We start from the raw sequence: 20,765 nt of genomic DNA on the forward strand, positions 1-20,765 counted from the left end.
TATATATTTATCTTGCACCATTACCGTTCAATACAATTAAAACGGTTTTACATAAAATACAGATGTCCATCCGAAATGTTTTCATTTCAATATACTCCATGTCCAGCCTCAACTTTTCCTTTGGATCAAGATTATATCCTCCATTTATTTGTGCCCATCCTGTTAATCCTGGTTTTACCATTAAACGATCCTTAAATTCTGGAATAAACGTATCAAACTCATTATAAAAAAACTCTCTCTCTGGTCTAGGGCCTACAAAAGACATATCTCCTCTTAAAATATTTAAAAGTTGTGGTAATTCATCAATTCTCGTTTTTCTTATAAACAATCCAACTTTTGTAATTCTTGAATCATGTTCTTTTGCCCATTGTGGGCCATTTATTTCAGCATCCTTTACCATTGATCTTAATTTAAATACATTAAACTTCTTCCCGTTTATACCTAAACGTTCTTGAAAGTAAATTGGAGCCCCTGATGTTTCTAAAGTAATCATAATACAAAAGAACAACATAATTGGTATCGTTAATAGTAACAATATGATTGAAAATATAATATCAAACAAGCGTTTTACACTTCGATTCAATATGCTAGGCTTTTCTTGAGCCGGAATCGTATACAACTTGGCTTGATTTGTTTCACGAATCATGGATCGTTACCCCCACATTCAAGAATATAAAATTATACCTATTAATTCACATTCTTTCCTATTTATATCCGCTATTACTTTTTGCACTGTACGTAGTGAATCTTTTCGCTTTTTAACTGCTAAGACCACTCCATCGCATTTCTCTGCAATAATGTGCGTAGCAGGAAGATCAAATACTTCAGAAGAATAAAAGAAAATGTAATCAAAATCTTCTTTCCACTTAGCAATCGCATTATCAAATTCATCCATAGCAACTAAGGGCGTCCCTGTGTGTACTGTTTTTTTTGCAGGAATACAATATAAGTATTTAGACAAATTACTAGAAAAAGATTCATAATTGCAGGGGAAAGAGCTTATTATATCGTTTACGGTTATCATGTGATCACTTTGTAATAATACATGTAATTTAGGGTCAGAAAAATTCACATCAATAAGTAACACCTTTTTCTTCATTTCTGCAAACACTAGACCCATATTTACTATAAGTGAGGCAACAACCCCTCTGTCCTTCGTTGAACTAACTGTGAATAGTTGTTTTCCAGATTTTCTCAGATCGTGATACACCGTATAAAACTGCTCTTTCATCAGATCATCATGCAAATCGAATGGCAGCTGTTTCTTTGTCCTAAACATCGACATGTTCACCTCGATATATAGATGATTGTTTATCAATCTCTGTAGATTTCTGTTTTCTATTCGGTTTCACATTTATGTGACCAATAACAGAGACTGTTGTTATTTTCTCTAAATCTTGTTCCGTGTATATACGTTCATCAAAATAATCTCGAAATACAGCTAAACCTATCCCAACAAAAAAACTAACAATTAAAGAAATAGGAATGATCAGTTGAAATTTCGGAAACAATTTTTCAGCCTGTTCCTGTAACTCAGGATCCGTCAACACTTTCACACCTTGTACATTTGTGTACTGTTGAAAACTTTGTTGTGATTGCTCTGCCAATGTCTTTACAATGTCTTTCACGACTTTCGGATTGGAATCTTTTACTGTAACAGTTACAATTTGTGAATTGTCCGTATTCACTACCGAGATTTTTTGTGCTAATTCATAACTTGATTGCTCTAATTTCAAAGTTTTTTTGACTGTTGAAATAATTAATGGGCTTTTTAAAATATCAACATACGATGTTACTAGTTGCTTATTTTCTTGTGTTTTATTTGTTGAATTTTCCTTATTAAACTCATCTAAATTCCCAACAAGAATTTGCGTTGAATATTGATATGACGGCTTTAAAACATACATAGAGATAAGAACTAAAGAAGCGGTTAAACAACACATCGTTAAAATAATCGTTACGAATCTTCTTTTCAATAATTGTTGAAAATCTTTTATACTCATTTCTTGCTTCAATTATTTCACCGCCCTTTTCTGAATAACATCCTGCAAGTCACTCTTTACAGATACCCCTCTCTTCTTTCTATCCACTTGTTTTGTTACATACTTTCCGACTCTGAATGCAAATTTTTCTACATATATATACGAAAGTATTGCAAGTATAAACGAAAATATAAGTGAAAAAATTAAAATAATAGGCAACGGTAATATTTCATGGAACATGTATATAAGGGAAAACAACGATATAATATGGTATAAATAAAGACTGTAAGAAATCTTCCCCAAATATAACAAGTATTTATTGCGTAGCAAGGATGACAAAGTTGATATTGACAAACTTAATATGACAAATAGACATGCACTTATCGCCACTACGTAGTCTCGAAATATAAAATTATTGAGTACTTTCATTTCTCCAATAAGCCCTTCATACATAAAAAGTAAAATCGCAAATAAAAACCATGCAATTTTCGTGTTTTTAGTACAATTACTATAAAAAACTATTAAATTATTTTTATACTTCGCAACTAGTGCTCCTAGTAAAAACAGCACCGTGTAATGCAATGTTAATGCATAGCTTGTTAATGTTAAGCCCGAGCGAAACAAAAATAATATTACGACAGAACATATACTAAAACTAAACAATAATAGTAATGAACACCTTAACGTTTTTCGTAAACAAATCATCAAAATTAACGGAAAAATTATTGATATTCGCATTTCATGGACAAGTGACCAAATCACACCGTTATATGCATCTGTATTATATTTCCCAACCAATAAAATATGTTGCGCTATTAAGCTTGGAGAACTTTCAATCGTCCATGAGCGATTAAACCATTCACTTAAATAAGAAATACCATATTCACTAATTGTAGCTTGGCATATAATAGCTATAATTATTGCCACAATATAGGGAATATATATTCTGCATATACGTTTTAAAAGGTATGACCCATAGCTACTATAGGTTTTTTGAATAGATTCATACAAAACAAATCCGCTCAAAACAAAAAAGATAATAACAGATTCGTTACCACTACTAAAAATAAGACGAGCAGGCGTTTCTTTTAATAGATACACAACAAATGGTTTATTATCTTCATAGCTGTAATTTTGAAATGCTGAAAAAATCATTAAATGATGACCGATCATTACTATTAATGAAGAAATCCCTCTTATAGAATCCAATTCCTCGTATCTCTTCATCTTTTTACATCAACTCCTAATGAAATGATAATAATCATTTCAAAGCGACATCTTTATTCATATTCCTCTCCTTTCTTTTCATTCCAATTTTTCATATTAAAATGATTTTATAGTATAAATTTGAGTGTATTGTAACATTTTTTGTAATATTATGAATAGCGAATCTCAAAAATTGGTATATACCAATTTCAACCTCGAAAAATGAGTAATATTGATAGAAAAATACTATAAAAATTTCTTGCATATTTACAAAATTAAAGAGATGAATAGCGTTTTTTCAATATAAAATAAAAAAGATAGCCGCTATCTTTTTTATTTTATTTAATTACTAGCACCACTATATGCTACATGTCGTTTCTCAATTCTCTCTTCAATTTCTTTCATATTTTCCAACCTCGAAAAATGAGTAATATTGATAGAAAAATACTATAAAAATTTCTTGCATATTTACAAAATTAAAGAGATGAATAGCGTTTTTTCAATATAAAATAAAAAAGATAGCCTACATAGGCTATCTTTTTTATTTTATTTAATTACTAGCACCACTATATGCTACATGTCGTTTCTCAATTCTCTCTTCAATTTCTTTCATATTTTCTTTATTATTTAATAGTGATTGTTTATTTTCAATTAATAATTGTTTAAAAGATTTTCTCACTTTTTTTCTCATTTTCATTGTCCTCCTTGGGGGATGGTTTATATAAAAGATAAAGAATTATCTGTGTGTCCTTATAATAATTGATTGTTGTGAATTCTATTTGAACTTCATATGAAAATTCCGTTTATTTTCTGACAACTTTGTGAACACGAAAAAAAGACTCTCTAAAACTATGTTGAAATTAATTCACTTCATTATAAAAATTACTATTCCCATCAACTTTTATCATTATATCTTGTCGAAACATTTATATATTTAAAATTGAGTTCGACATAATTTTATTTACTATAATACTGTTTACAAAAACAAAAAGAAGGTGTCACCAAGTCAAATTTCGACTTATGCAACATCCCTCTTTCCAAACTATTTATAGCATATTTATTAATATTTCAGGTCTTCCCCAATTCATTTCTTCACAAACAAATCTAAGTTTTTCTTCATCCATTGTGTGTAATCCCTCTTCTAGTAAACATGAAATTGGAACTTCACAGTGAATTTGTGCTAATTGCAACGAAATATTTAAGTTCTCTAAATCACTTTCAATCTTCATACGCTGCGCTTTTGTTAATGATTCTACATTTTCTAGTACAGCGGATACTGTTCCGTGCTCTTGAATAAGCTTATACGCTGTTTTTTCACCGATACCTTTTACACCTGGATAATTATCACTTGTATCTCCCATGAAAGCTTTTGCATGGACGATTTGCCACGGCTCTACACCTTTTTCTTCCATGATTTTCTCCGGTGTGTAATATTCGTAATTTCCAATTCCTTTACGCAGAAGCATAACCGTAACGTTCTTATCAACAAGTTGAAGTAAATCTGTATCACCAGTTAAAATATAAACTTCAGCTTCATTGCAGTATTGTTTTGCAAGCGTACCGATACAATCGTCCGCTTCGTAGCCTTTCATACCGATAACTGGAATGGATAATTTCGCAGTCATTTCTTGCACTAAATCAAATTGAGGAATTAATTCTTCTGGTGGCGCTGCACGATTTGCTTTATAATTCGAGAACGATTCTGTTCTAAATGTCGTACTTCCCATATCCCAGCATGTAACGATATGTGTTGGTTCAATCGCTTGCGTAGCTGTTAACAAGTGTTTCATATAACCATGAATCCCATTCGTAGGGGTTCCATCTTGTCGTTTCATAAATTGTCCGTAGACACTTGTTGCGTAAAAAGCACGAAATAATAGTGCCATACCATCAACTAATAATACTTTTTTCATAATTCCTCTCCTATTAAAAAAATAATAACCTCACGTTATCACGTAAGGTTATATAAATAGATTACCATTCTACGTTTTTGCTCAACTTTGTCTATTATACATTGTTTTTGTATATTTAGCACCATTAACACATTAAGACGTTCTACTACAACAAGTATGCAATATGCCTGAATACGTATTTTTTCCAGTAGAAACAACGACAGCCTTTGCACTTCCACTAACGATATGTGAACCTTTAAAACATACATTTTCAAGCTCAAGTGGATTATAATCTTTCATCCGTTTTAATGGAATAAATCGTTTACGTTCAAGGTGATAGCAGCTTTCAAACTTCTCTATACTCGCTTCGTTTCCCGTTAACACAGACTCATTCACTAATAAATCATCTGCATAAATAATACGTACATCAGCTGGCACAGCATCTCCAGCCGAAAGAAAAATCATATCTCCAGGTACAAGTTCTTGCACTGGTATCTCCATCATTTTCAGTTCACTATTTAGCCCTGTACTACTAGAACATTCTACTCTAGATACAGTAATCGTTTCACGTTGTAATTCATCACACACACGTTGTTTTGAAAAACCTGGAATCATGCCACCAAGCTTCATCATTACTTCTGCAAGAATTGCTCTTTTTGAAGTTAGTTCATTTCGGCCATATACTTGAATACGTTTTTGCGCCTCTTTCATTGATAGTCCGTCTCTTGTTGTTTTAAAATATGCAAATACAGATTTTACATCTCTTGTTGCAATTTCAATTAATAAATCTTTATTTTTTTGGAGCATTGTTTGTTCTTTTATTGATTTTTTATTTAGTTTATATGACGTGTTACCCACAGTTTTGTTTGCATATAACATATTATCGTCTCCTCCTTTACAACATAGGAAGAAACGCTTTGTTTCTCAATTTATCCACTTTACTGTGAAAGTGTCTAGCGCTTTATAAACGCTACATTGTGATAAATATAGAGGGAGGAACAAATCGTTTCCTGCCTACATCATATATTTTTGATTTGAAGTATATGGGTAACGGAACCGAGTCAGAATTTGACATGCTCCTCACCTCCTCGTTTAATTTTATAGTTTATACTATGAAATTACTCATAGCTTGGTAACAAAAAAGACCCCTACCCTTAAGAGAGTAGTGGCCATTACATACACAAATAAACGATTTCTAATATAATTAGAAATCTACGGACCTCTCCCTCGCCGAGTTTTAGCACTGTATAGCATAGGTACATTACCAGCTACGTTAAGAAAAACCTTAATTCGATCATTCCTGTTGACCCATTGGCGTCTCTCGACATTTTTGGGCAGTAGCATTTCTCTATACAGGAGCCTCACCTAACAGAGACTTATTTTCATTACATTGAAAATGTTACTCTTATTTAAAATAGATGTCAACAGTAGCCTACAATTTTTTCAAAAGGTATGGCAAACTAACGTATATAAAGTGAAACTTTAATCAGTGGGGGTTTTGTTCATCCCCCACTGATTATTAGCCCTCACCAATCGGGCTGCCCGGCAAATAGCGGGATAAAATAAAAAACTTTACGTTTAAACGTAAAGTTTTTAATAAGTTATACAACCAGCGATTACAATCCCAATCGAAAGCGATAAAAACATAAGAAAAAGACCGACTGCTTGATTATCTTCTTCGAGACTTTTGTTTATATTAAAGCGTGGTGTAAGCCACTCAGCTAAATAAAAGACGATAATTTGAGCCAAAATCCCAACTGCTCCCCACGAAATCATATCAAGAAGTGAAATTGAATTAGCTGCTGTCGAATATAAAACAACAGCTAACCCAAGTAATCGTCCTCCAAGCACATAGCTTACCGCCTTATTTCCTTGAGCCATTAACTTAAATTCCTTTACTTTCGTTGTCACTTCCATCAAGAACAGACCTATACATAAAAGGCCGAGTGTTACTGCTAAATATAATAAAAAATTAATCATTTTTCCCCCTCCTTTTTATACCTACCGGTAAATAGTACGATTCATTTCCTGTAATCTTTTCTCCCGCACGAATACCGATACTACTCGCTTTTCCAGCAATTAAAAACGAACCAAACACATATGACAGTTTCTCGATCCCTTTTTCTGTTTCCAAGGATACGACTGGCAGTTCGGTATACTTTTGAAATATCGGCAGTGACGCTTTATACGTTTCGTGTGCATTTTGAAGCATAATATTTTCGTCTTTATCGCGAATCGTAATTGTATCTCCTTCTCTCCCAAATGAAGGTTTTTGAACGAAAGAACCTTTTCCTAAAAATAAATCTGGTTCTAAATATGTAGGTAACATATATTCTTTAATCCACTGTTGTTCCTCATTTGTATAAAAGACCTCTTCTTCTGCTAACCCCCAAATAAGACACTGAATTGATTTTGGCTGAAGTAAAAATGCTGACAAAGGATTTATTATAAAAAGCTTTCCGGCTTTTACAAGTTGTAACAGTTCCACACCTACCAAATCTCCTGTTTCAGGATCTTGATCCTCAATTAAATCTTCTATCGGATATGTTTGGCGATATAAAACATCAATCTTCGCCCCATCTTTATCGACTAGAGCACCCTTTGTAATTCTAAGTTCTGACATTGGCACTACTTTATTTTCAACATGGCATAGCTGACTTAAATACATAGTGGTATTCCAATCCTCGATATGTTCATGATGTGCTGTAAAAACAACATTTGGATTATCTAATCCCTTTGTCGCTTCCATTACTGCTTTCGTTACACCAGAAGATAGCAATCGTTCTTGATCCGAGTTTGGATCATCATAGCCTAGATTTTCACATACTTTCCCATTCATTTGAAAACATTCCACAATAAAAGTTGGTGTATCACTATTAAACTCAAGCATTTTGATTTTATTATCCTCTGTTACAGCAAAATCAAATCGCGAAATTACAGATTCAGGATAAAGCCCTTTCATTCTAATGAATGATAAACTCGCGGATGGAAAGCCAAGATCTAGAAGCTGTTCGTCACTTAAATTACGCAGCAGTCTAGCAGTCTTAAAAAATATTTTCCCCATTCGTTCAGTCGCTAAGTGTAATTGGTCCAAAGTCTGATTTGTTATAGAAAAAACATGAAACAAACTATACTCACATTCATATAAATCCGACCAAAAATTCGGATATTTTAAATAAAATTCTTTTCGATCCCTTATGTATTGCGACATATTTTAGCCCCCAAATCCTCCCTTTGAACCGCTTCCAATTCCACCTTTAAATTCAGCAGACGATTGATACGATTTAAACGCCGATGAATTTTTAAAAGTGGATTTATTTTGATAGTATCGCCCACCATAGAAATAATGCCCACGATAACCTGAACTACTATCATCACACTGCCATACCCCAAGTTCATCATCCCAATCCCAATCAGAACAACTATTATCATTCGGTTTTGGGGGAAGATCTTGCGCGCAGCCAAATAAAGTGCCAGTCATTAAAGACGTTACGACACCACCTACTAGCCATTTCGTTTTTGTCACCTTCGCACTCCCCTTTTTAAATTCTATTCCTATTATATAGGATGGCATGATAAAGTAGAAGAAAAAGGAAGAAGAGGGATTAAATGCGCTTAGAATATCGACTTAATGATGAAACGAAAGGGTATCCTGCTTTATGGAACTACGCCAATATTTCTAATTCTGAAATTATCGCACGCATGACTTGTGAATATTTTATTAAAGAGAAAAATACTTATGTTGTTACTGCAACTTCGGTTGATCCAGACGGAACAGCAGTTATTTATATTCAAAAAGAAGTTTTCGCCAATGACCCTTCAGACCCTACATACTCCCACATCGGTTTTGAAATTAGAGAACTAAGTGAAACGAGTTCAAGCTTAGTAGATAGTCAAGATGTATGGAACTACGAAGAAATTTTACCATCTCTTCATTCAGATATTATATATATTCAGCGAGACGGCATGTCTATGGAATTCTCCTTGGATTCAAGAGAGATTGATGAAGACAGAAAGTGCTACATTTATTACGGAAACTTCACAGGTGAATCAAGATAATATTGATATATCTATGCAACAAAAAAACCTTACGTATAAAACGTAAGGTTTTTATATAGCCCCACATATGCCGTTCTCTCTAGATGTCCATAAACCTGCTCTCACAGGTGGATGCTCTCACAAATGTTTGTAACTTCCTTCTTAAAAAGATGGCATGTTAGCTACATTTAAATATTGAACTTCCATATTAAACTTATTGGTTTAAGACATGCATAAGCTACGTACACCGTAGGAATTTTATATAAGGTTAGTTGAAATAAGACCCCCGCACGTGCCGCTCCTCGTAAATGTCCAAAAACCCGCTACTCGCAGGTGGATGCCCTCACAGTTACCGTACATCTTCCTCCACAAGGAAGGCTTGATGATGGTCGCTAAATATTGAGCTTCCGTATAACTAACATCGGTTTTAGACATAAATAAGTTACGTACACCGCAGGATGTATTATTTACTTGTCGTTATATTATCACATTGTTTCCAATGTGTAAAATACAAAGTTTTTCGAGCAATCTCTTGCTTGTGACCTTATTTTAATACAAATTATTTTTGCATGCAAGTGATTAATCTTCTTCTTTTGCAATTTGATTTTCTGGATAAGAAATCCAATCACTCCAGCTACCTGCATACAATTTAACATTTTGGAATCCAGCCAATTTTAACGCAATGATATTTGGACATGCCGTAACACCAGAACCACAATATACAATAGTTTCCTTATCTTTCGACAGATTTTGGAATCGTTCTTGTTGCTCAGCTTCATTCTTAAATTGTCCTGATTGCAACATTCCATCCTTCCAAAAATAGTTTGTTGCTGTCGGAATATGTCCTGCTTTATGATCGACAAGTTCCTCTACACCAGCATAACGTTTTGGCTCTCTTGAATCAATTAACGTAACATCTGCACCTGCCTGGATATTCTCTCTTACTGTTTCCATCGATACAAGCATATGATCTTGTATGTTTGTTTTAAATGTTTTTCGTATAACAACAGGAATTTCCGTTGTTGTCGGTAGTCCATTCTCTTTCCAAACCGGGAAACCACCATCTAATATATATACTTTCTCATGTCCTACATAGTTACATAACCACCATAAACGAGCAGCATTTGCACCAGCTTGACTGTCATACGCAATTACTGTCGTATGTTCATCAATACCAACCTCCGAAAGCTTGTCCGCAAACTCTTCAATGCTTGGCAACGGATGGCGGCCACCATGTTCTGCTATAGGACTTGATAAATCTAAATTCAAATCAAAATATAACGCATGAGGAATATGTTCTTCTTCATACTTTTTTCTACCCCAATTAGGATTCGCTAAATCAAAACGACAATCGATTACACGGACGTTCTCATCTTCTATATGCTCACGTAACCATTCGACTGTAACTATCATCTTTAACGACCTTCTTTCTCTTGTAAACGACTTACATACTCCATAACCATTTCTTCTGTAACATATTTACGCTGCAAGGTAACACCATTTTTTGCAAGATCATTAATTTGCTTTGTTACAACATTAATGACATCAACCGAAAATTCTTTCCCATTTGACGCAAGAGATACGGCTGCTTCAATAGCTGCTTCACGCTGCGCATCTAATTGTAAACATGCTTTTACACTTTCATTTTGTTTACGAGAATGTGCTGTAATTGCTTTATGTACTTCCATCTTCTCTTCCCCCTAAATAAGTTATACGTTCTAATTCAATTCCATTGCAAGCCGAATCATATCACGGCATACAATGCCATTTTCAATAATCTCTTCTTCATAATGCTTCGAAAAGTAATCAAAATCAATAGAAAAAATACGAAATCCACATTTTTGATATAAAGCAAGTTGTGAAACACTAGAATTGCCTGTACCAATTTCAAGTTTTGACATACCATATCCTTTAGCAGTTTTTACGGCATGCCTTAATAGCTTCTTCCCAATCCCTTTTCCTTGCAAATGCTCTGCAACCGCAATATTCATGATTTCCATCGTCTTCGGCCTTGTTTCCAAAAGAACATACACACCGATGATGCTATCCCCTTGCTTTGCTACGTATGTTAACCCTCTTTGTACATATATAGCTATTTGCCGTTCACTTGGATCAGCAAGTAGCAATAAAGACTTCGGTATAGCCTCTTTTAAAATACGTTCTATTACAAAAGACATAAAAAATCCCCCCATCTCTATTGTTCTAAACCCTCCTTGTCTACCATAAATAATAGAAAGGAGGGATTCACCATGGACAACAATGAGAAAAAATGCAACGTCATCTCTATTGATGGAAAGAAGAAGAAAAGCGACACGTATTCCTATCCAAAATTAGTAGTTGAAAATAAAACATACGAATTTTCTTCATTCGTCTTATGCGGTGAAACACCAGATGGCAGACGACTCGTTCTTACTCATATGATTTCTACCGATGAATTTGCTGGATTTGTCAAATCTTTAGATACTGTACTGCAAAAGAAAATTGAACGAATCTTTTTCTCATAACGACTATATAACATAAATTTCTTTTTCAATCTCTACTAACTGATTGTGCAATTGTTCTTTACTTTGTTCATATAGAGATACATCGATTGTTTCAGCCAATGCAAACAATATACTTTCATAATAGTTCATTACATCTTGTTGCATCACTTTTTGGAATAAGTTCCACTTCATATCCCATTCTTGCTTATAATGATGGACAAATAAATCTTTTTCATCGGCTACATAGTTTGATACAAGCGGTTCTAATACAGATTTAGCGTCTTCTTGCATAAAAGCTTTGTCATTCTTTTCAAAAAAGCTTTTCTCATTTTTAAAATGTGCCAGTGCTTTTTTGAAATCTTTTATTTCAACTGAAGGGAACGGTTCTTTATGTGTAATATCTTTATATTCATACTCAACTGTTCCATTCATAGAAATTGATTGATTTTCTACTTTACAGTTCACTACAATTTCGTCCTTTGCACGCTTCATCGCTTCGTCTATCCATTTTTCAAGACGTAATGATGTCGCACGCATTTCTTGTAATAAATCATGCTGAATAAATGCTACTAATTCCATAACACACTGTTGCAATTGTGTTTTCACATTTCCATCCGTTCGAAGTGACGCCGGATTAATAAATTCAGTAAACACATCGTTATAACGTAGGAATAGACGCTGTTGCACGTAATAAAGCAACTCTTTCACTTCATTTTGCATCGCCTGTTCTTCAGCAAGTACACTATATGATGAAATAATATGAAGTAGTTGATCACGCTCTGCTTCATATTTTTTCGTTTGCTTCTCTTTCTCTTCATTCCCCTGCTTTGCACCATTTATCATGTTTACTAAAAGTTGATCTGCCCCTTGCAACGCACCATATAGAGCATGCACAGAAACAAGCATTAAATCTCTCATCATAAAGGACGTAAATGATTCCTCAAACTTAGTAATTCCAGAGTTTTGTAAAATACCATACTTCTCTTTTTCAACATTCTTTCCTTGTTTCTCTTCAAGCGCACATAAACTTGAAATTGCAAATAAACGCGGATTTCTAATACCGTATTGCAGTAGCTGATCTGCGATATAACCTTTTACCATTTCAAGTTCTTCTTCAGACTCTGCTAAATCCGCCGCATTAATTAAGAAGAACATTTTATCAAGGGCAAAAGTATCCTTTACACGCCCAAGCTGAATTAAAAATTCACGATCAGCACGAGAGAATACATGGTTATAATATGTTACAAATAAAATAGCATCTGCATTTTTAATATACTGGAATGCAACATCCGTATGGCGAGCATTAATAGAATCCGCTCCAGGTGTGTCTACAAGCGCTACTCCCTGCCTTGTTAAAGCACAATCATAATAAAGCTCCATATACTCAACGAAGCATGATTTTTCTTCATTCGCTACATAATCAGAGAACTCTTCTAATGTGACTTGTACTTGTTCTCCTAAATAAGTAGAAACTGCATCATACCCTTTTTGTACCGCTCGTAAAAAGCTAAATGTTGTTTTTTGCTTCCCAGTCGGTGAAGGATATTTCATAACTTTATCAATTTGTGCTAACGCCTCATCTAACGTAGTAATCTCATAATGAAACAGCTTATAAACAGCTTTCATATCTTCTAATAGAGCTTGCTTTGATTTGAATTGAACCATTACTGTTCCGTGTGGTTTTTCCTCTGTAACCGGCAAAATTTGATTAATCGTTGCCGTCGTCGGATTTGGTGATACAGGAAGTACCTTCTCACCAAGTAAGGCATTGGCAAATGATGATTTCCCAGCACTAAAAGCTCCGAATAACGCTACTGTAAATTGTTTCGTTTCCACACGACGCCTTTTTTCTATCACCTCTTGCTGTACATGTTTCAGCGCTGGCAATGGCTCTAATATCATTTCAGCTTTCTTCACTTTCTCTAATATACGCTGAATATTTAAAGCTGCCGTTCCTTTTATCTCTTCTTCATGAGCCACTACGTTATCATTTACCATTTCCTGCTCTTGTAGTATGAATTTCTCACTAACAATTTGTTTTTCACGTTGCAATATCTCCTCTATTTGCAATCCTTCTGGTGTAGCAACACGCTCGTGCCAAACATTTTGTAAATAACTTTCATATGTCTCTAAATTGTTACTGTATTGTAATTCCGTCTCTTTTGCCGTTTGCAACATCGTATATTTTTCAATCTCTTCTTCCATACGAGCAACTGCTTCCTTCACTTTTTGCTTTAAAACAACTGCACTTTTATCAAAAATTTGCTGTGCTTTTGTAAAATAACGTTTCTTCAGTTCATTCGCTACATCCGCTGTATAAAGAAGTAAGTAATCACCTGTGAAACCTGCACCTTGTTTAATGACTTCAGCTAACATTTCTGGTCCAAAAGCGATTTCTAAAGCATATATGTCTTTCCCAATTTCCTCCGTGAACAATCCTTCTTCTTTTAAGAAGGCTACAATAAATTCTTTCACATGAAAATCAAGTTGCGTTTCAACAGTCTTTTGAAGGGCAGAATAAAACGCCTCTACACGTCTTTGTTTTTCTTGCTCCGTCTTTCCTTTCGCAAATAGCAAACCAACTTTAAACTTTGTTAATTTCGTTTCTAAATATGCATTTGCCAATTCTCTCATTTCAAATGGCATTAAATACGCGTTATCTAATATAGCTTGTAAACCTTTTATAAATTCGTTTCTCACATGAGATTCTTTACTAGCCTCGCGATGTTTAGTTTCCGTTAGCTCTTCTTTCTTTTCAACTATTTCTGAAATCAAAAGCGGTGATGCTAACTCTTCCTCATATGTCAAAAGAGCTTTTTCATTTTCAGAAACAATAAACGAGAAATGTTCTCCCATTAAATGTTCTGTTTCTCGCTCCATTCCCTCTCTTACATACTGCTCTTTTTCTTTCATAATAGAAGTAATTAATGTTTCTAAGCTTCCAATTCCATTATGTGGATGGTTCATCATTCGTAATGACGTATAATAAACTCCATCTACTTCAATATCCCAGTTAGAGAACGATTGTTTCACACTATCTTTATAATCCTCAAATGATAATTCATTTTCTTTATGTTTATCTATTTGATTTACAACGAGATAAACCGTTTTATTACGTTGTTTCAATTCTTTAACAAATTGCAAATTCACTTCCGATTGGACGTGATTATAATCCATCATATAAAAAATTACGTCTGCTAGATGTAGCGTTGATTCTGTCGCTAGTTGATGGGCATCATCTGTTGAGTCAATCCCTGGTGTATCAACTAACATAACACCCTCAGGAATTGGTGCATCATTCCGATAAATATGAACACCAATTACCTCATCGCCATCTTTACAAATTTGCTTTAATTCTTCTGCTGAATATGCACCGTCATATTCGTACTGTTCTCCAGATTTAATTGTTACAACAACACGATCAAATCCCTTTTCAATTTTAACGACGTTAGCGCTTGTCGGAATTGGGCTTGTTGGTAACAACTGCGCTTTATATAGATGATTCATCATCGTTGATTTCCCTGCTGAGAAGTGACCGCAGAACGCTATCATAAGCTGCTCTCGTTTATATTTTTGAATTACTTCAAACAACTTTAAGCTATTCTCTGCATCGCCGTGTTTTTGCCACTCTTCATAAAAACAAACAAGTTTTTTCATACCGTTTGTCTGTACTATGTTTGTCATCCCCTTGTTCCCCTTTATCCAAGATGTATATACTTTTCCCCGCTAATTGCGAGCTCATAACCAGTGAGAGTTACACATACCCATTGATTACAGTTTCACTTTACTATCATACTAAATTTTCAGCATATTCTCATTAAAAATAAAAAATCCCTTTCATTCTTTTTACAAATGAAAGGGATTTTATGTCATATCACTCATTTTGCTGTTCCTACTCCATTTAAAACATACTTTGCAATAACTGCATATACAGCAACTGTACCTGCTACTAATGCATATACCATACTCATGCACCAACCTTTTTTTGATAATGATTATCACTTTTGAATACATTTTATCATTAAAGAGAATCATTATCAACACTTTTCATAAAGAAAGCTCCTTATAAGAAGGAGCTTTACTGCCTGTTTTGAAAAAGGTTAAAACTTGTTGTGCACTCTTATTATATCTCATCCTACATAACTTAACAGTTTAAAAAAATGGAAATATCCCCTATCCCCTCCATCTTACATTTTGTATAATAAAAGGGAATTACTTAACAAGGAGGAAAAAAATGACACAAAATCTCACACAAGGCGAGAGGATACACTCCATTGATATTATTAGAGGAATAGCTGTATTAGGTATTTTTCTTGTTAACTGGCCAATTATTGCCGGGGTTGACTCACGTGATATTACAGGAATTTACGAAGGGATAGACAGCTATATTCGCCTATTTTACGATATGTTTATTCAAACGAAATTTTATACAATTTTTTCGTTTTTATTCGGATTAGGTTTTTATATTTTTATGAATCGTGCTGAGGCGAAGACCGATCGTCCAAAAACTTTGTTTGTTCGCCGCTTACTTATCTTATTATTATTCGGGTTCTTACATTACGTTCTTTTATGGGACGGTGACATTTTACATACTTATGCAATTACCGGGTTTTTCTTATTTTTATTTTACAAAAGAAAGACACGTACTATTTTAATATGGTCAATTGTACTATTAAGTTTCATGCAATTGTTCACATTATTAGGTTCTCTTGTCATGTTATTAGTGCCGGTAGATGAACTAGGCCTTTCCATAGCCATTATGCCGTTAGAAAACTGGGGCTTACAAATTACAGACAGATTCTATTCATTCTATTCTGAAGCAATAAGTAACAGTCTTATTATGCTTTCTGAAACACTAGGATTGTTTTTACTCGGATTATATGCCGGTAAAAAAGACATTTTCCGCCGTGCTAAGGAATTAGATCCAAAACTTAAAAAATGGCAAATCATTATGTTCATTTTAACATTACCGATGTGGTTTATTATGGTTTACTTCTTTATGAACAATCAACCATACACACCATTTTCACTTATGGGCATTACGATGATAAGCGGAAAGACATTGTTCATCTTCTACATTGTCACGTTAATGCGTTTATTACAAAAAGAAAAATGGCAAACGTTATTACGTCCATTCCAATACGTTGGACGAATGGCATTAACAAATTACATCTCGCATACAATTGTTACATTACTTGTATTCGGGCTATTGTTTAAAAATGATTATCTGGCTCCACTATGGGTTGGACCACTATTCTGCATTAGTTTCTACACGTTACAAATCTTTATTAGCCGCTGGTGGCTTTCACATTACCAATACGGACCACTTGAGTACATTTGGCGTCTTGGTACTTACGGGAAAATGATGCCACTTAAAAAGAAAAGCAAGGTCTCATAACGAGACCTTGCTTTTTTACGCTTCTCTTACTGCACTTTGCATAGACACCGGCTCTTCTTTTACTTTCACTTTACGCTGCGGCACCATATTAAATACGATATTTAAAAGTACTGCTGACGCACTTCCAAGTACAATTCCGTTATCTGTTAAAATACGAATGTTTTCAGGAAGTTGTGAGAATAATGTAGGAACAACTGTAACCCCAAGCCCAATTCCGACAGAACATGCAACAATTAATAAGTTTTCTTGTTTGCCAAAATCAACGCTACTTAACATTTTAATACCATATGCCATTACCATACCGAACATTGCGAGCATAGCACCGCCAAGTACTGATTTCGGAATGATTGTTGTAATAGCTGCGATTTTAGGAATGAATCCAAGAACGATTAACATACCACCGCAAGTATAAATAATAACGCGATTTCTTACTCCAGTTAATTGAACAAGTCCTACGTTTTGAGAGTAAGTTGTATATGGGAACGCGTTGAAAATACCACCTAACACCATCGCTAATCCTTCTGCTCGATAGCCCTTTGTTAATTCTTTTTCACCGATTTTTTTATTGCAAATATCAGATAATGCAAAGTATACACCCGTTGCTTCTACAATCCCTACACAAGCGACGAGAATCATCGTAATAACTGGTGTTAATTCAAATGTTGGTGTACCGAAGTAAAATGGTTGAATACCATGGAACCAATCAGCCTCTCCAACCGCTTGCAAGCTTACTTTCCCCATAAACGCTGCAACGATTGTACCGAACAATAGACCTAGTAAAATAGAGATTGAACGAATAAATCCATCAAAGAAACGATACATAATGATGATAAATAGTAACACACCAAATGCTAATGCTAAATTTTCAAGACTACCGAAATCCTTACTTCCTACTCCGCCAGCCATATCATTAATTGCTGCTGGAACAAGTGTAACTCCAATTACAGTAACAACAGATCCTGTTACAACAGGTGGAAATAGTTTTACAAGCTTTCCAAATAATTTCGCAAAAATAACAACGAATAACCCAGCAGCAATAATTGCTCCATAAATAGAAGACACACCGTATTGTTTTCCAATCGCAATCATCGGTCCAACGGCTGTAAATGTACAACCGAGTACAACGGGAAGTCCAATACCGAAAAAGCGATTTGATAATGCTTGTAAAATTGTTGCAACGCCGCACATTAATAAATCAATTGAGACTAAATATGTTAATTCTTTTTGATTTAAACCAAGTCCACCGCCCACAATAAGCGGAACGATAATTGCTCCAGCATACATTGCAAGCATATGTTGCATACCAAGCGATGCAATTTTAAATGGATGCTGCTTCATCGTTTATTTCACCTCCGCAGTTTCTTGCTGTACAAATGTAACTGTGCCGTTATCAAGTGATGCAATTTCTGCTAGTGATTCAACACGAACGCCTTGTTCACGAAGCTTCTTTCCTCCATCTTGAAATGCTTTTTCAATAACAATTCCAATTCCTGCAATACTTGCTCCTGCTTGCTCTACCAAACTCATTAAACCTAAAGCAGCCTGACCGTTTGCTAAAAAGTCATCGATGATTAGCACGCGATCATTTTCATCAATATGATTTCGAGATAATGAAATTTCATTTGTTTCTTGTTTTGTAAATGAATATACGTTTGCAACGTACATATTATCTTGTAACGTTAACGATTTACGTTTTCTTGCAAAGATTACTTTTACACCAAGCTCTAATGCAGCCATAACAGATGGTGCAATGCCTGAAGATTCAATCGTCACGATTTTTGTAATGTTCTCTTCTTTAAAACGTTTAGCAAATTCTTTTCCGATTTCTTGCATAAGTACTGGATCAATTTGGTGATTTAAAAATGCATCCACCTTTAATACATCACCAGATAAAACCTTTCCTTCATTCAAAATCTTTTCTTGTAATACTTTCATGTTTGTTCCCCCTCTTATGCAATAAAAAAACTCCAAAAGCCGCCACCACTCGTTACAAGTGAGAGACGCGCTTTTGGAGTTTCGCAAAAAAGAATGCCAAACAAGCAATTATATTCGTCCTCACTCATAGTCAAAGTATTTACGGTACTTCGGTAGAAACTTGCAGGCCATATCCCCGCGATTATATGAGTGTAGCTAACTATTTATTTTATAGAAGGATTATAACGCACTTTTTATACTTTGAAAAGCATTTATCGAAAAAACACGTACGAATTTTTAAAAACTACTATTTTCGTTCGAGTTTTGTAAACTCTTTCATTTCCAATTACAACTTCGTTAAAATGATTGGCCCATCTTTTGTAATCGCAAGTGTATGCTCATATTGAGCTGATAATTTCCCATCCATCGTTCGTGCAGTCCACCCATTTAAATCTACTTTCGAATATCGCATACCTACATTGACAATCGGCTCAATCGTAATCACCATCCCTTCTTGTAACTGAGGCCCTTGTCCTTGTTTCCCAAAATGAAAAATTGCTGGTTCTTCATGAATCTCTTTACCGATTCCATGTCCCGTAAAGTCTCTTGCGACAGAAAAACCTTCATTTGTTACATAACTTTCAATTGCATAGCCAATGTCTCCTACATGATTACCGATTACCGCCTGATCACCCCCTTTATATAAAGCATTCTCAGCTACTAGCAACAACTTTTCTGCTTCATCAGAAACTTTTCCAACTCTATACGTCCAAGCAGAATCTGAAAGACCCCCATTTAAGTTTACTACCATGTCAATTGTTACAATATCACCCTCAGTTAAAGGAACATCGGCCGGAAACGCATGACACATTTCATCGTTTACAGATGCACATATCGCATATGGATAACCATTGTAATCTTTCTGTTCAGATGTGGCACCATGCTTTTTTAAATACATTTCAACAAACGTATTAATCTCTTGCGTCGTTATACCTGGCTTTATCATTTTCGCAATTTCTTTATGACATGAAGCAAGTAATTTTCCAGATTCATGCATCAAATCTATTTCATTTTTCGTTTTAATTGTAATCATACTACCTCTACCTTTCCTTGCTAAACCTACTATTCGCTACTAAACTTCTATCATACACATCCTTTACCAAAATTTCAAAACCCTCAATTACAACAAGTAAAAAAATATGTATCATATATTTCTAAATCAAAATAAAAAAACAGAAGATCCCTCTGTTTTTTAATCACGTTTACATATATAGTTCATTTTCAAAAACTCAAAACAACTACCATTTGTTTTCTGTATAAACGTTCCAACCACTTCAAATCCCGCCCTTTTATACACTTTTATCGCTCTCTCATTAAATGTCGCTACTGATAGTGTTATATATTTGCATCCGTATTTTTCTTTGCTAAAAGCTAGTCCAGCATTCACGAACTGTAAACCAAATCCATTGCCAGTTATATCAGGTCTCATTCCAAGTCCTATATCAACCGTTCCATCATTCATTTTACAAACAGTAAAAAAACCAATGAGAATGCCATTTTGCTTCACAGAAAATGTATGATTTCCTCTACTCTCACCATGTAAAAATTCAGCTAAATCTTCTTCATCTGCCTCTATATCATAAAAAGAATATTTCCCTTCATAATGCCAGTTATACGCAATTTCCTCCGCTTCTTCTTGCTTCATTACTGTATATGTATAACCCATTCTATCATCCCCTTTAATAAAAAGAGCTGCAATTGAAGTGACCCCTAAAAGTTAGACACGGTTATTTCATTAGGCAGCTTGATAAAAGTGAGTCCGGTATTGTACTGGGCTCATTTTTAATTTTGC

General features: G+C 34.5%; 21 protein-coding genes, 2 other RNA genes, 1 pseudogene and 2 riboswitches. Of the genes and pseudogenes, 3 read left to right on the forward strand and 21 right to left on the reverse strand.

Annotated elements, in window-relative coordinates; genetic code table 11:
• Positions 1–7: 7 nt before the first annotated feature.
• From DN400_RS01265 to DN400_RS01310, 11 genes and pseudogenes are all read right to left on the reverse strand, one after another.
• Positions 8–646 carry a sugar transferase gene (locus tag DN400_RS01265; RefSeq protein ID WP_147801483.1) on the reverse strand — a complete coding sequence of 213 codons (639 nt, stop codon included), beginning with the start codon at positions 644–646 and terminating at the stop codon, positions 8–10.
• An 18-nt stretch (positions 647–664) separates the two neighbouring features.
• Complete coding sequence (locus tag DN400_RS01270) at positions 665–1,285, reverse strand: CpsD/CapB family tyrosine-protein kinase (RefSeq protein ID WP_147801484.1); 621 nt, start codon at positions 1,283–1,285, stop codon at positions 665–667.
• Positions 1,272–2,015 (reverse strand): YveK family protein, encoded by a 744-nt coding sequence (locus DN400_RS01275; protein WP_000807062.1) that lies wholly within the window; start codon positions 2,013–2,015, stop codon positions 1,272–1,274. Before DN400_RS01275 ends, DN400_RS01270 begins: the two co-directional genes overlap by 14 nt.
• Positions 2,016–3,209, reverse strand: coding sequence for an acyltransferase family protein (locus DN400_RS01280; protein WP_147801485.1), 1,194 nt, complete (start codon positions 3,207–3,209; stop codon positions 2,016–2,018). It abuts the gene before it with no gap.
• Between the two features lie 321 nt (positions 3,210–3,530).
• A pseudogene (locus DN400_RS29725) lies at positions 3,531–3,599 on the reverse strand (FbpB family small basic protein); the annotation flags it as partial.
• 139 nt (positions 3,600–3,738) lie between these two features.
• On the reverse strand, positions 3,739–3,879 hold the full coding sequence (locus DN400_RS01285; protein WP_001228048.1) for an FbpB family small basic protein: 141 nt from the start codon (positions 3,877–3,879) through the stop codon (positions 3,739–3,741).
• 355 nt (positions 3,880–4,234) lie between these two features.
• On the reverse strand, positions 4,235–5,101 hold the full coding sequence (locus DN400_RS01290; protein ID WP_147801486.1) for a 5'-3' exonuclease: 867 nt from the start codon (positions 5,099–5,101) through the stop codon (positions 4,235–4,237).
• Between the two features lie 132 nt (positions 5,102–5,233).
• Complete coding sequence (locus tag DN400_RS01295) at positions 5,234–5,959, reverse strand: P-type ATPase actuator domain-containing protein (protein ID WP_000964944.1); 726 nt, start codon at positions 5,957–5,959, stop codon at positions 5,234–5,236.
• Between the two features lie 335 nt (positions 5,960–6,294).
• A riboswitch (M-box (ykoK) riboswitch) is annotated at positions 6,295–6,460 on the reverse strand.
• A 213-nt stretch (positions 6,461–6,673) separates the two neighbouring features.
• A complete protein-coding gene (locus tag DN400_RS01300; RefSeq protein ID WP_000606862.1) occupies positions 6,674–7,060 on the reverse strand; it encodes a DUF350 domain-containing protein in 387 nt (128 codons plus the stop codon).
• Complete coding sequence (locus tag DN400_RS01305) at positions 7,053–8,291, reverse strand: glutathionylspermidine synthase family protein (protein ID WP_065228547.1); 1,239 nt, start codon at positions 8,289–8,291, stop codon at positions 7,053–7,055. The genes DN400_RS01300 and DN400_RS01305 overlap by 8 nt, the downstream gene beginning before the upstream one ends.
• 3 nt (positions 8,292–8,294) lie before the next feature.
• Positions 8,295–8,606, reverse strand: a complete 312-nt coding sequence (locus tag DN400_RS01310) for a hypothetical protein (RefSeq protein ID WP_000169030.1) — start codon at positions 8,604–8,606, stop codon at positions 8,295–8,297.
• 83 nt (positions 8,607–8,689) lie between these two features.
• Between DN400_RS01310 and DN400_RS01315 the strand changes: the two genes are divergently transcribed.
• The gene (locus tag DN400_RS01315) at positions 8,690–9,139 is read left to right on the forward strand and encodes a hypothetical protein (protein ID WP_001235522.1); all 450 of its coding nucleotides are present in this window, start codon (positions 8,690–8,692) and stop codon (positions 9,137–9,139) included.
• Between the two features lie 54 nt (positions 9,140–9,193).
• Here DN400_RS01315 and ssrS (DN400_RS01320) read toward each other — a convergent pair.
• The 5 genes from ssrS (DN400_RS01320) to DN400_RS01340 all read right to left on the reverse strand — a co-directional run bounded on the left by ssrS (DN400_RS01320) (position 9,194) and on the right by DN400_RS01340 (position 11,295).
• Positions 9,194–9,377: non-coding RNA, 6S RNA (gene ssrS / locus DN400_RS01320), on the reverse strand.
• Positions 9,378–9,398: 21 nt separating this feature from the next.
• A non-coding RNA gene (gene ssrS / locus DN400_RS01325) (6S RNA) lies at positions 9,399–9,581 on the reverse strand.
• 116 nt (positions 9,582–9,697) lie between these two features.
• Positions 9,698–10,531 (reverse strand): sulfurtransferase, encoded by an 834-nt coding sequence (locus tag DN400_RS01330; RefSeq protein ID WP_000637582.1) that lies wholly within the window; start codon positions 10,529–10,531, stop codon positions 9,698–9,700.
• 2 nt (positions 10,532–10,533) lie between these two features.
• Positions 10,534–10,806, reverse strand: coding sequence for a YpbS family protein (locus DN400_RS01335; protein ID WP_000451820.1), 273 nt, complete (start codon positions 10,804–10,806; stop codon positions 10,534–10,536).
• Positions 10,807–10,836: 30 nt separating this feature from the next.
• The gene (locus DN400_RS01340; protein WP_065228546.1) at positions 10,837–11,295 is read right to left on the reverse strand and encodes a GNAT family N-acetyltransferase; all 459 of its coding nucleotides are present in this window, start codon (positions 11,293–11,295) and stop codon (positions 10,837–10,839) included.
• Between the two features lie 72 nt (positions 11,296–11,367).
• Between DN400_RS01340 and DN400_RS01345 the strand changes: the two genes are divergently transcribed.
• Positions 11,368–11,622: a DUF3931 domain-containing protein gene (locus tag DN400_RS01345; RefSeq protein ID WP_000369740.1), complete on the forward strand. Its 255-nt coding sequence runs from the start codon at positions 11,368–11,370 to the stop codon at positions 11,620–11,622.
• Positions 11,623–11,625: 3 nt separating this feature from the next.
• Here DN400_RS01345 and DN400_RS01350 read toward each other — a convergent pair whose 3' ends face one another.
• Complete coding sequence (locus DN400_RS01350) at positions 11,626–15,285, reverse strand: dynamin family protein (RefSeq protein WP_147801487.1); 3,660 nt, start codon at positions 15,283–15,285, stop codon at positions 11,626–11,628.
• A 550-nt stretch (positions 15,286–15,835) separates the two neighbouring features.
• Between DN400_RS01350 and DN400_RS01355 the strand changes: the two genes are divergently transcribed.
• Complete coding sequence (locus DN400_RS01355; protein WP_065228544.1) at positions 15,836–16,999, forward strand: DUF418 domain-containing protein; 1,164 nt, start codon at positions 15,836–15,838, stop codon at positions 16,997–16,999.
• 15 nt (positions 17,000–17,014) lie between these two features.
• Here the strand turns inward: DN400_RS01355 and pbuX are convergent, their stop codons facing one another.
• The 4 genes from pbuX to DN400_RS01380 form a co-directional block, all read right to left on the reverse strand.
• A complete protein-coding gene (gene pbuX, locus DN400_RS01360; protein ID WP_000809230.1) occupies positions 17,015–18,337 on the reverse strand; it encodes a xanthine permease PbuX in 1,323 nt (440 codons plus the stop codon).
• Between the two features lie 3 nt (positions 18,338–18,340).
• Positions 18,341–18,934: a xanthine phosphoribosyltransferase gene (locus DN400_RS01365; protein WP_000866496.1), complete on the reverse strand. Its 594-nt coding sequence runs from the start codon at positions 18,932–18,934 to the stop codon at positions 18,341–18,343.
• Positions 18,935–19,041: 107 nt separating this feature from the next.
• Positions 19,042–19,143: riboswitch (purine riboswitch) on the reverse strand.
• Between the two features lie 116 nt (positions 19,144–19,259).
• Positions 19,260–20,006 (reverse strand): type I methionyl aminopeptidase, encoded by a 747-nt coding sequence (locus DN400_RS01375; RefSeq protein ID WP_063546938.1) that lies wholly within the window; start codon positions 20,004–20,006, stop codon positions 19,260–19,262.
• A gap of 159 nt (positions 20,007–20,165) precedes the next feature.
• Entirely contained in the window at positions 20,166–20,639 is a 474-nt protein-coding gene (locus DN400_RS01380) for a GNAT family N-acetyltransferase (RefSeq protein ID WP_044307512.1), read from the reverse strand.
• Positions 20,640–20,765: the final 126 nt, after the last annotated feature.

The sequence above is a fragment of the Bacillus sp. AR8-1 genome, assembly GCF_008042345.1.
Lineage (GTDB): Bacteria > Bacillota > Bacilli > Bacillales > Bacillaceae_G > Bacillus_A > Bacillus_A cereus.

What these genes read in the sequence shown, in the direction of transcription:
- DN400_RS01380 (WP_044307512.1), bottom strand. Translation starts at nt 20,639, where the DNA reads ATGGGTTATACATATACAGTAATGAAGCAAGAAGAAGCGGAGGAAATT.
- DN400_RS01350 (WP_147801487.1), bottom strand. Translation starts at nt 15,285, where the DNA reads ATGACAAACATAGTACAGACAAACGGTATGAAAAAACTTGTTTGTTTT.
- pbuX (WP_000809230.1), bottom strand. Translation starts at nt 18,337, where the DNA reads ATGAAGCAGCATCCATTTAAAATTGCATCGCTTGGTATGCAACATATG.
- DN400_RS01300 (WP_000606862.1), bottom strand. Translation starts at nt 7,060, where the DNA reads ATGATTAATTTTTTATTATATTTAGCAGTAACACTCGGCCTTTTATGT.
- DN400_RS01330 (WP_000637582.1), bottom strand. Translation starts at nt 10,531, where the DNA reads ATGATAGTTACAGTCGAATGGTTACGTGAGCATATAGAAGATGAGAAC.
- DN400_RS01365 (WP_000866496.1), bottom strand. Translation starts at nt 18,934, where the DNA reads ATGAAAGTATTACAAGAAAAGATTTTGAATGAAGGAAAGGTTTTATCT.
- DN400_RS01265 (WP_147801483.1), bottom strand. Translation starts at nt 646, where the DNA reads ATGATTCGTGAAACAAATCAAGCCAAGTTGTATACGATTCCGGCTCAA.
- DN400_RS01305 (WP_065228547.1), bottom strand. Translation starts at nt 8,291, where the DNA reads ATGTCGCAATACATAAGGGATCGAAAAGAATTTTATTTAAAATATCCG.
- DN400_RS01315 (WP_001235522.1), top strand. Translation starts at nt 8,690, where the DNA reads ATGCGCTTAGAATATCGACTTAATGATGAAACGAAAGGGTATCCTGCT.
- DN400_RS01340 (WP_065228546.1), bottom strand. Translation starts at nt 11,295, where the DNA reads ATGTCTTTTGTAATAGAACGTATTTTAAAAGAGGCTATACCGAAGTCT.
- DN400_RS01355 (WP_065228544.1), top strand. Translation starts at nt 15,836, where the DNA reads ATGACACAAAATCTCACACAAGGCGAGAGGATACACTCCATTGATATT.
- DN400_RS01290 (WP_147801486.1), bottom strand. Translation starts at nt 5,101, where the DNA reads ATGAAAAAAGTATTATTAGTTGATGGTATGGCACTATTATTTCGTGCT.
- DN400_RS01345 (WP_000369740.1), top strand. Translation starts at nt 11,368, where the DNA reads ATGGACAACAATGAGAAAAAATGCAACGTCATCTCTATTGATGGAAAG.
- DN400_RS01270 (WP_147801484.1), bottom strand. Translation starts at nt 1,285, where the DNA reads ATGTCGATGTTTAGGACAAAGAAACAGCTGCCATTCGATTTGCATGAT.
- DN400_RS01295 (WP_000964944.1), bottom strand. Translation starts at nt 5,959, where the DNA reads ATGTTATATGCAAACAAAACTGTGGGTAACACGTCATATAAACTAAAT.
- DN400_RS01285 (WP_001228048.1), bottom strand. Translation starts at nt 3,879, where the DNA reads ATGAGAAAAAAAGTGAGAAAATCTTTTAAACAATTATTAATTGAAAAT.
- DN400_RS01280 (WP_147801485.1), bottom strand. Translation starts at nt 3,209, where the DNA reads ATGAAGAGATACGAGGAATTGGATTCTATAAGAGGGATTTCTTCATTA.
- DN400_RS01375 (WP_063546938.1), bottom strand. Translation starts at nt 20,006, where the DNA reads ATGATTACAATTAAAACGAAAAATGAAATAGATTTGATGCATGAATCT.
- DN400_RS01335 (WP_000451820.1), bottom strand. Translation starts at nt 10,806, where the DNA reads ATGGAAGTACATAAAGCAATTACAGCACATTCTCGTAAACAAAATGAA.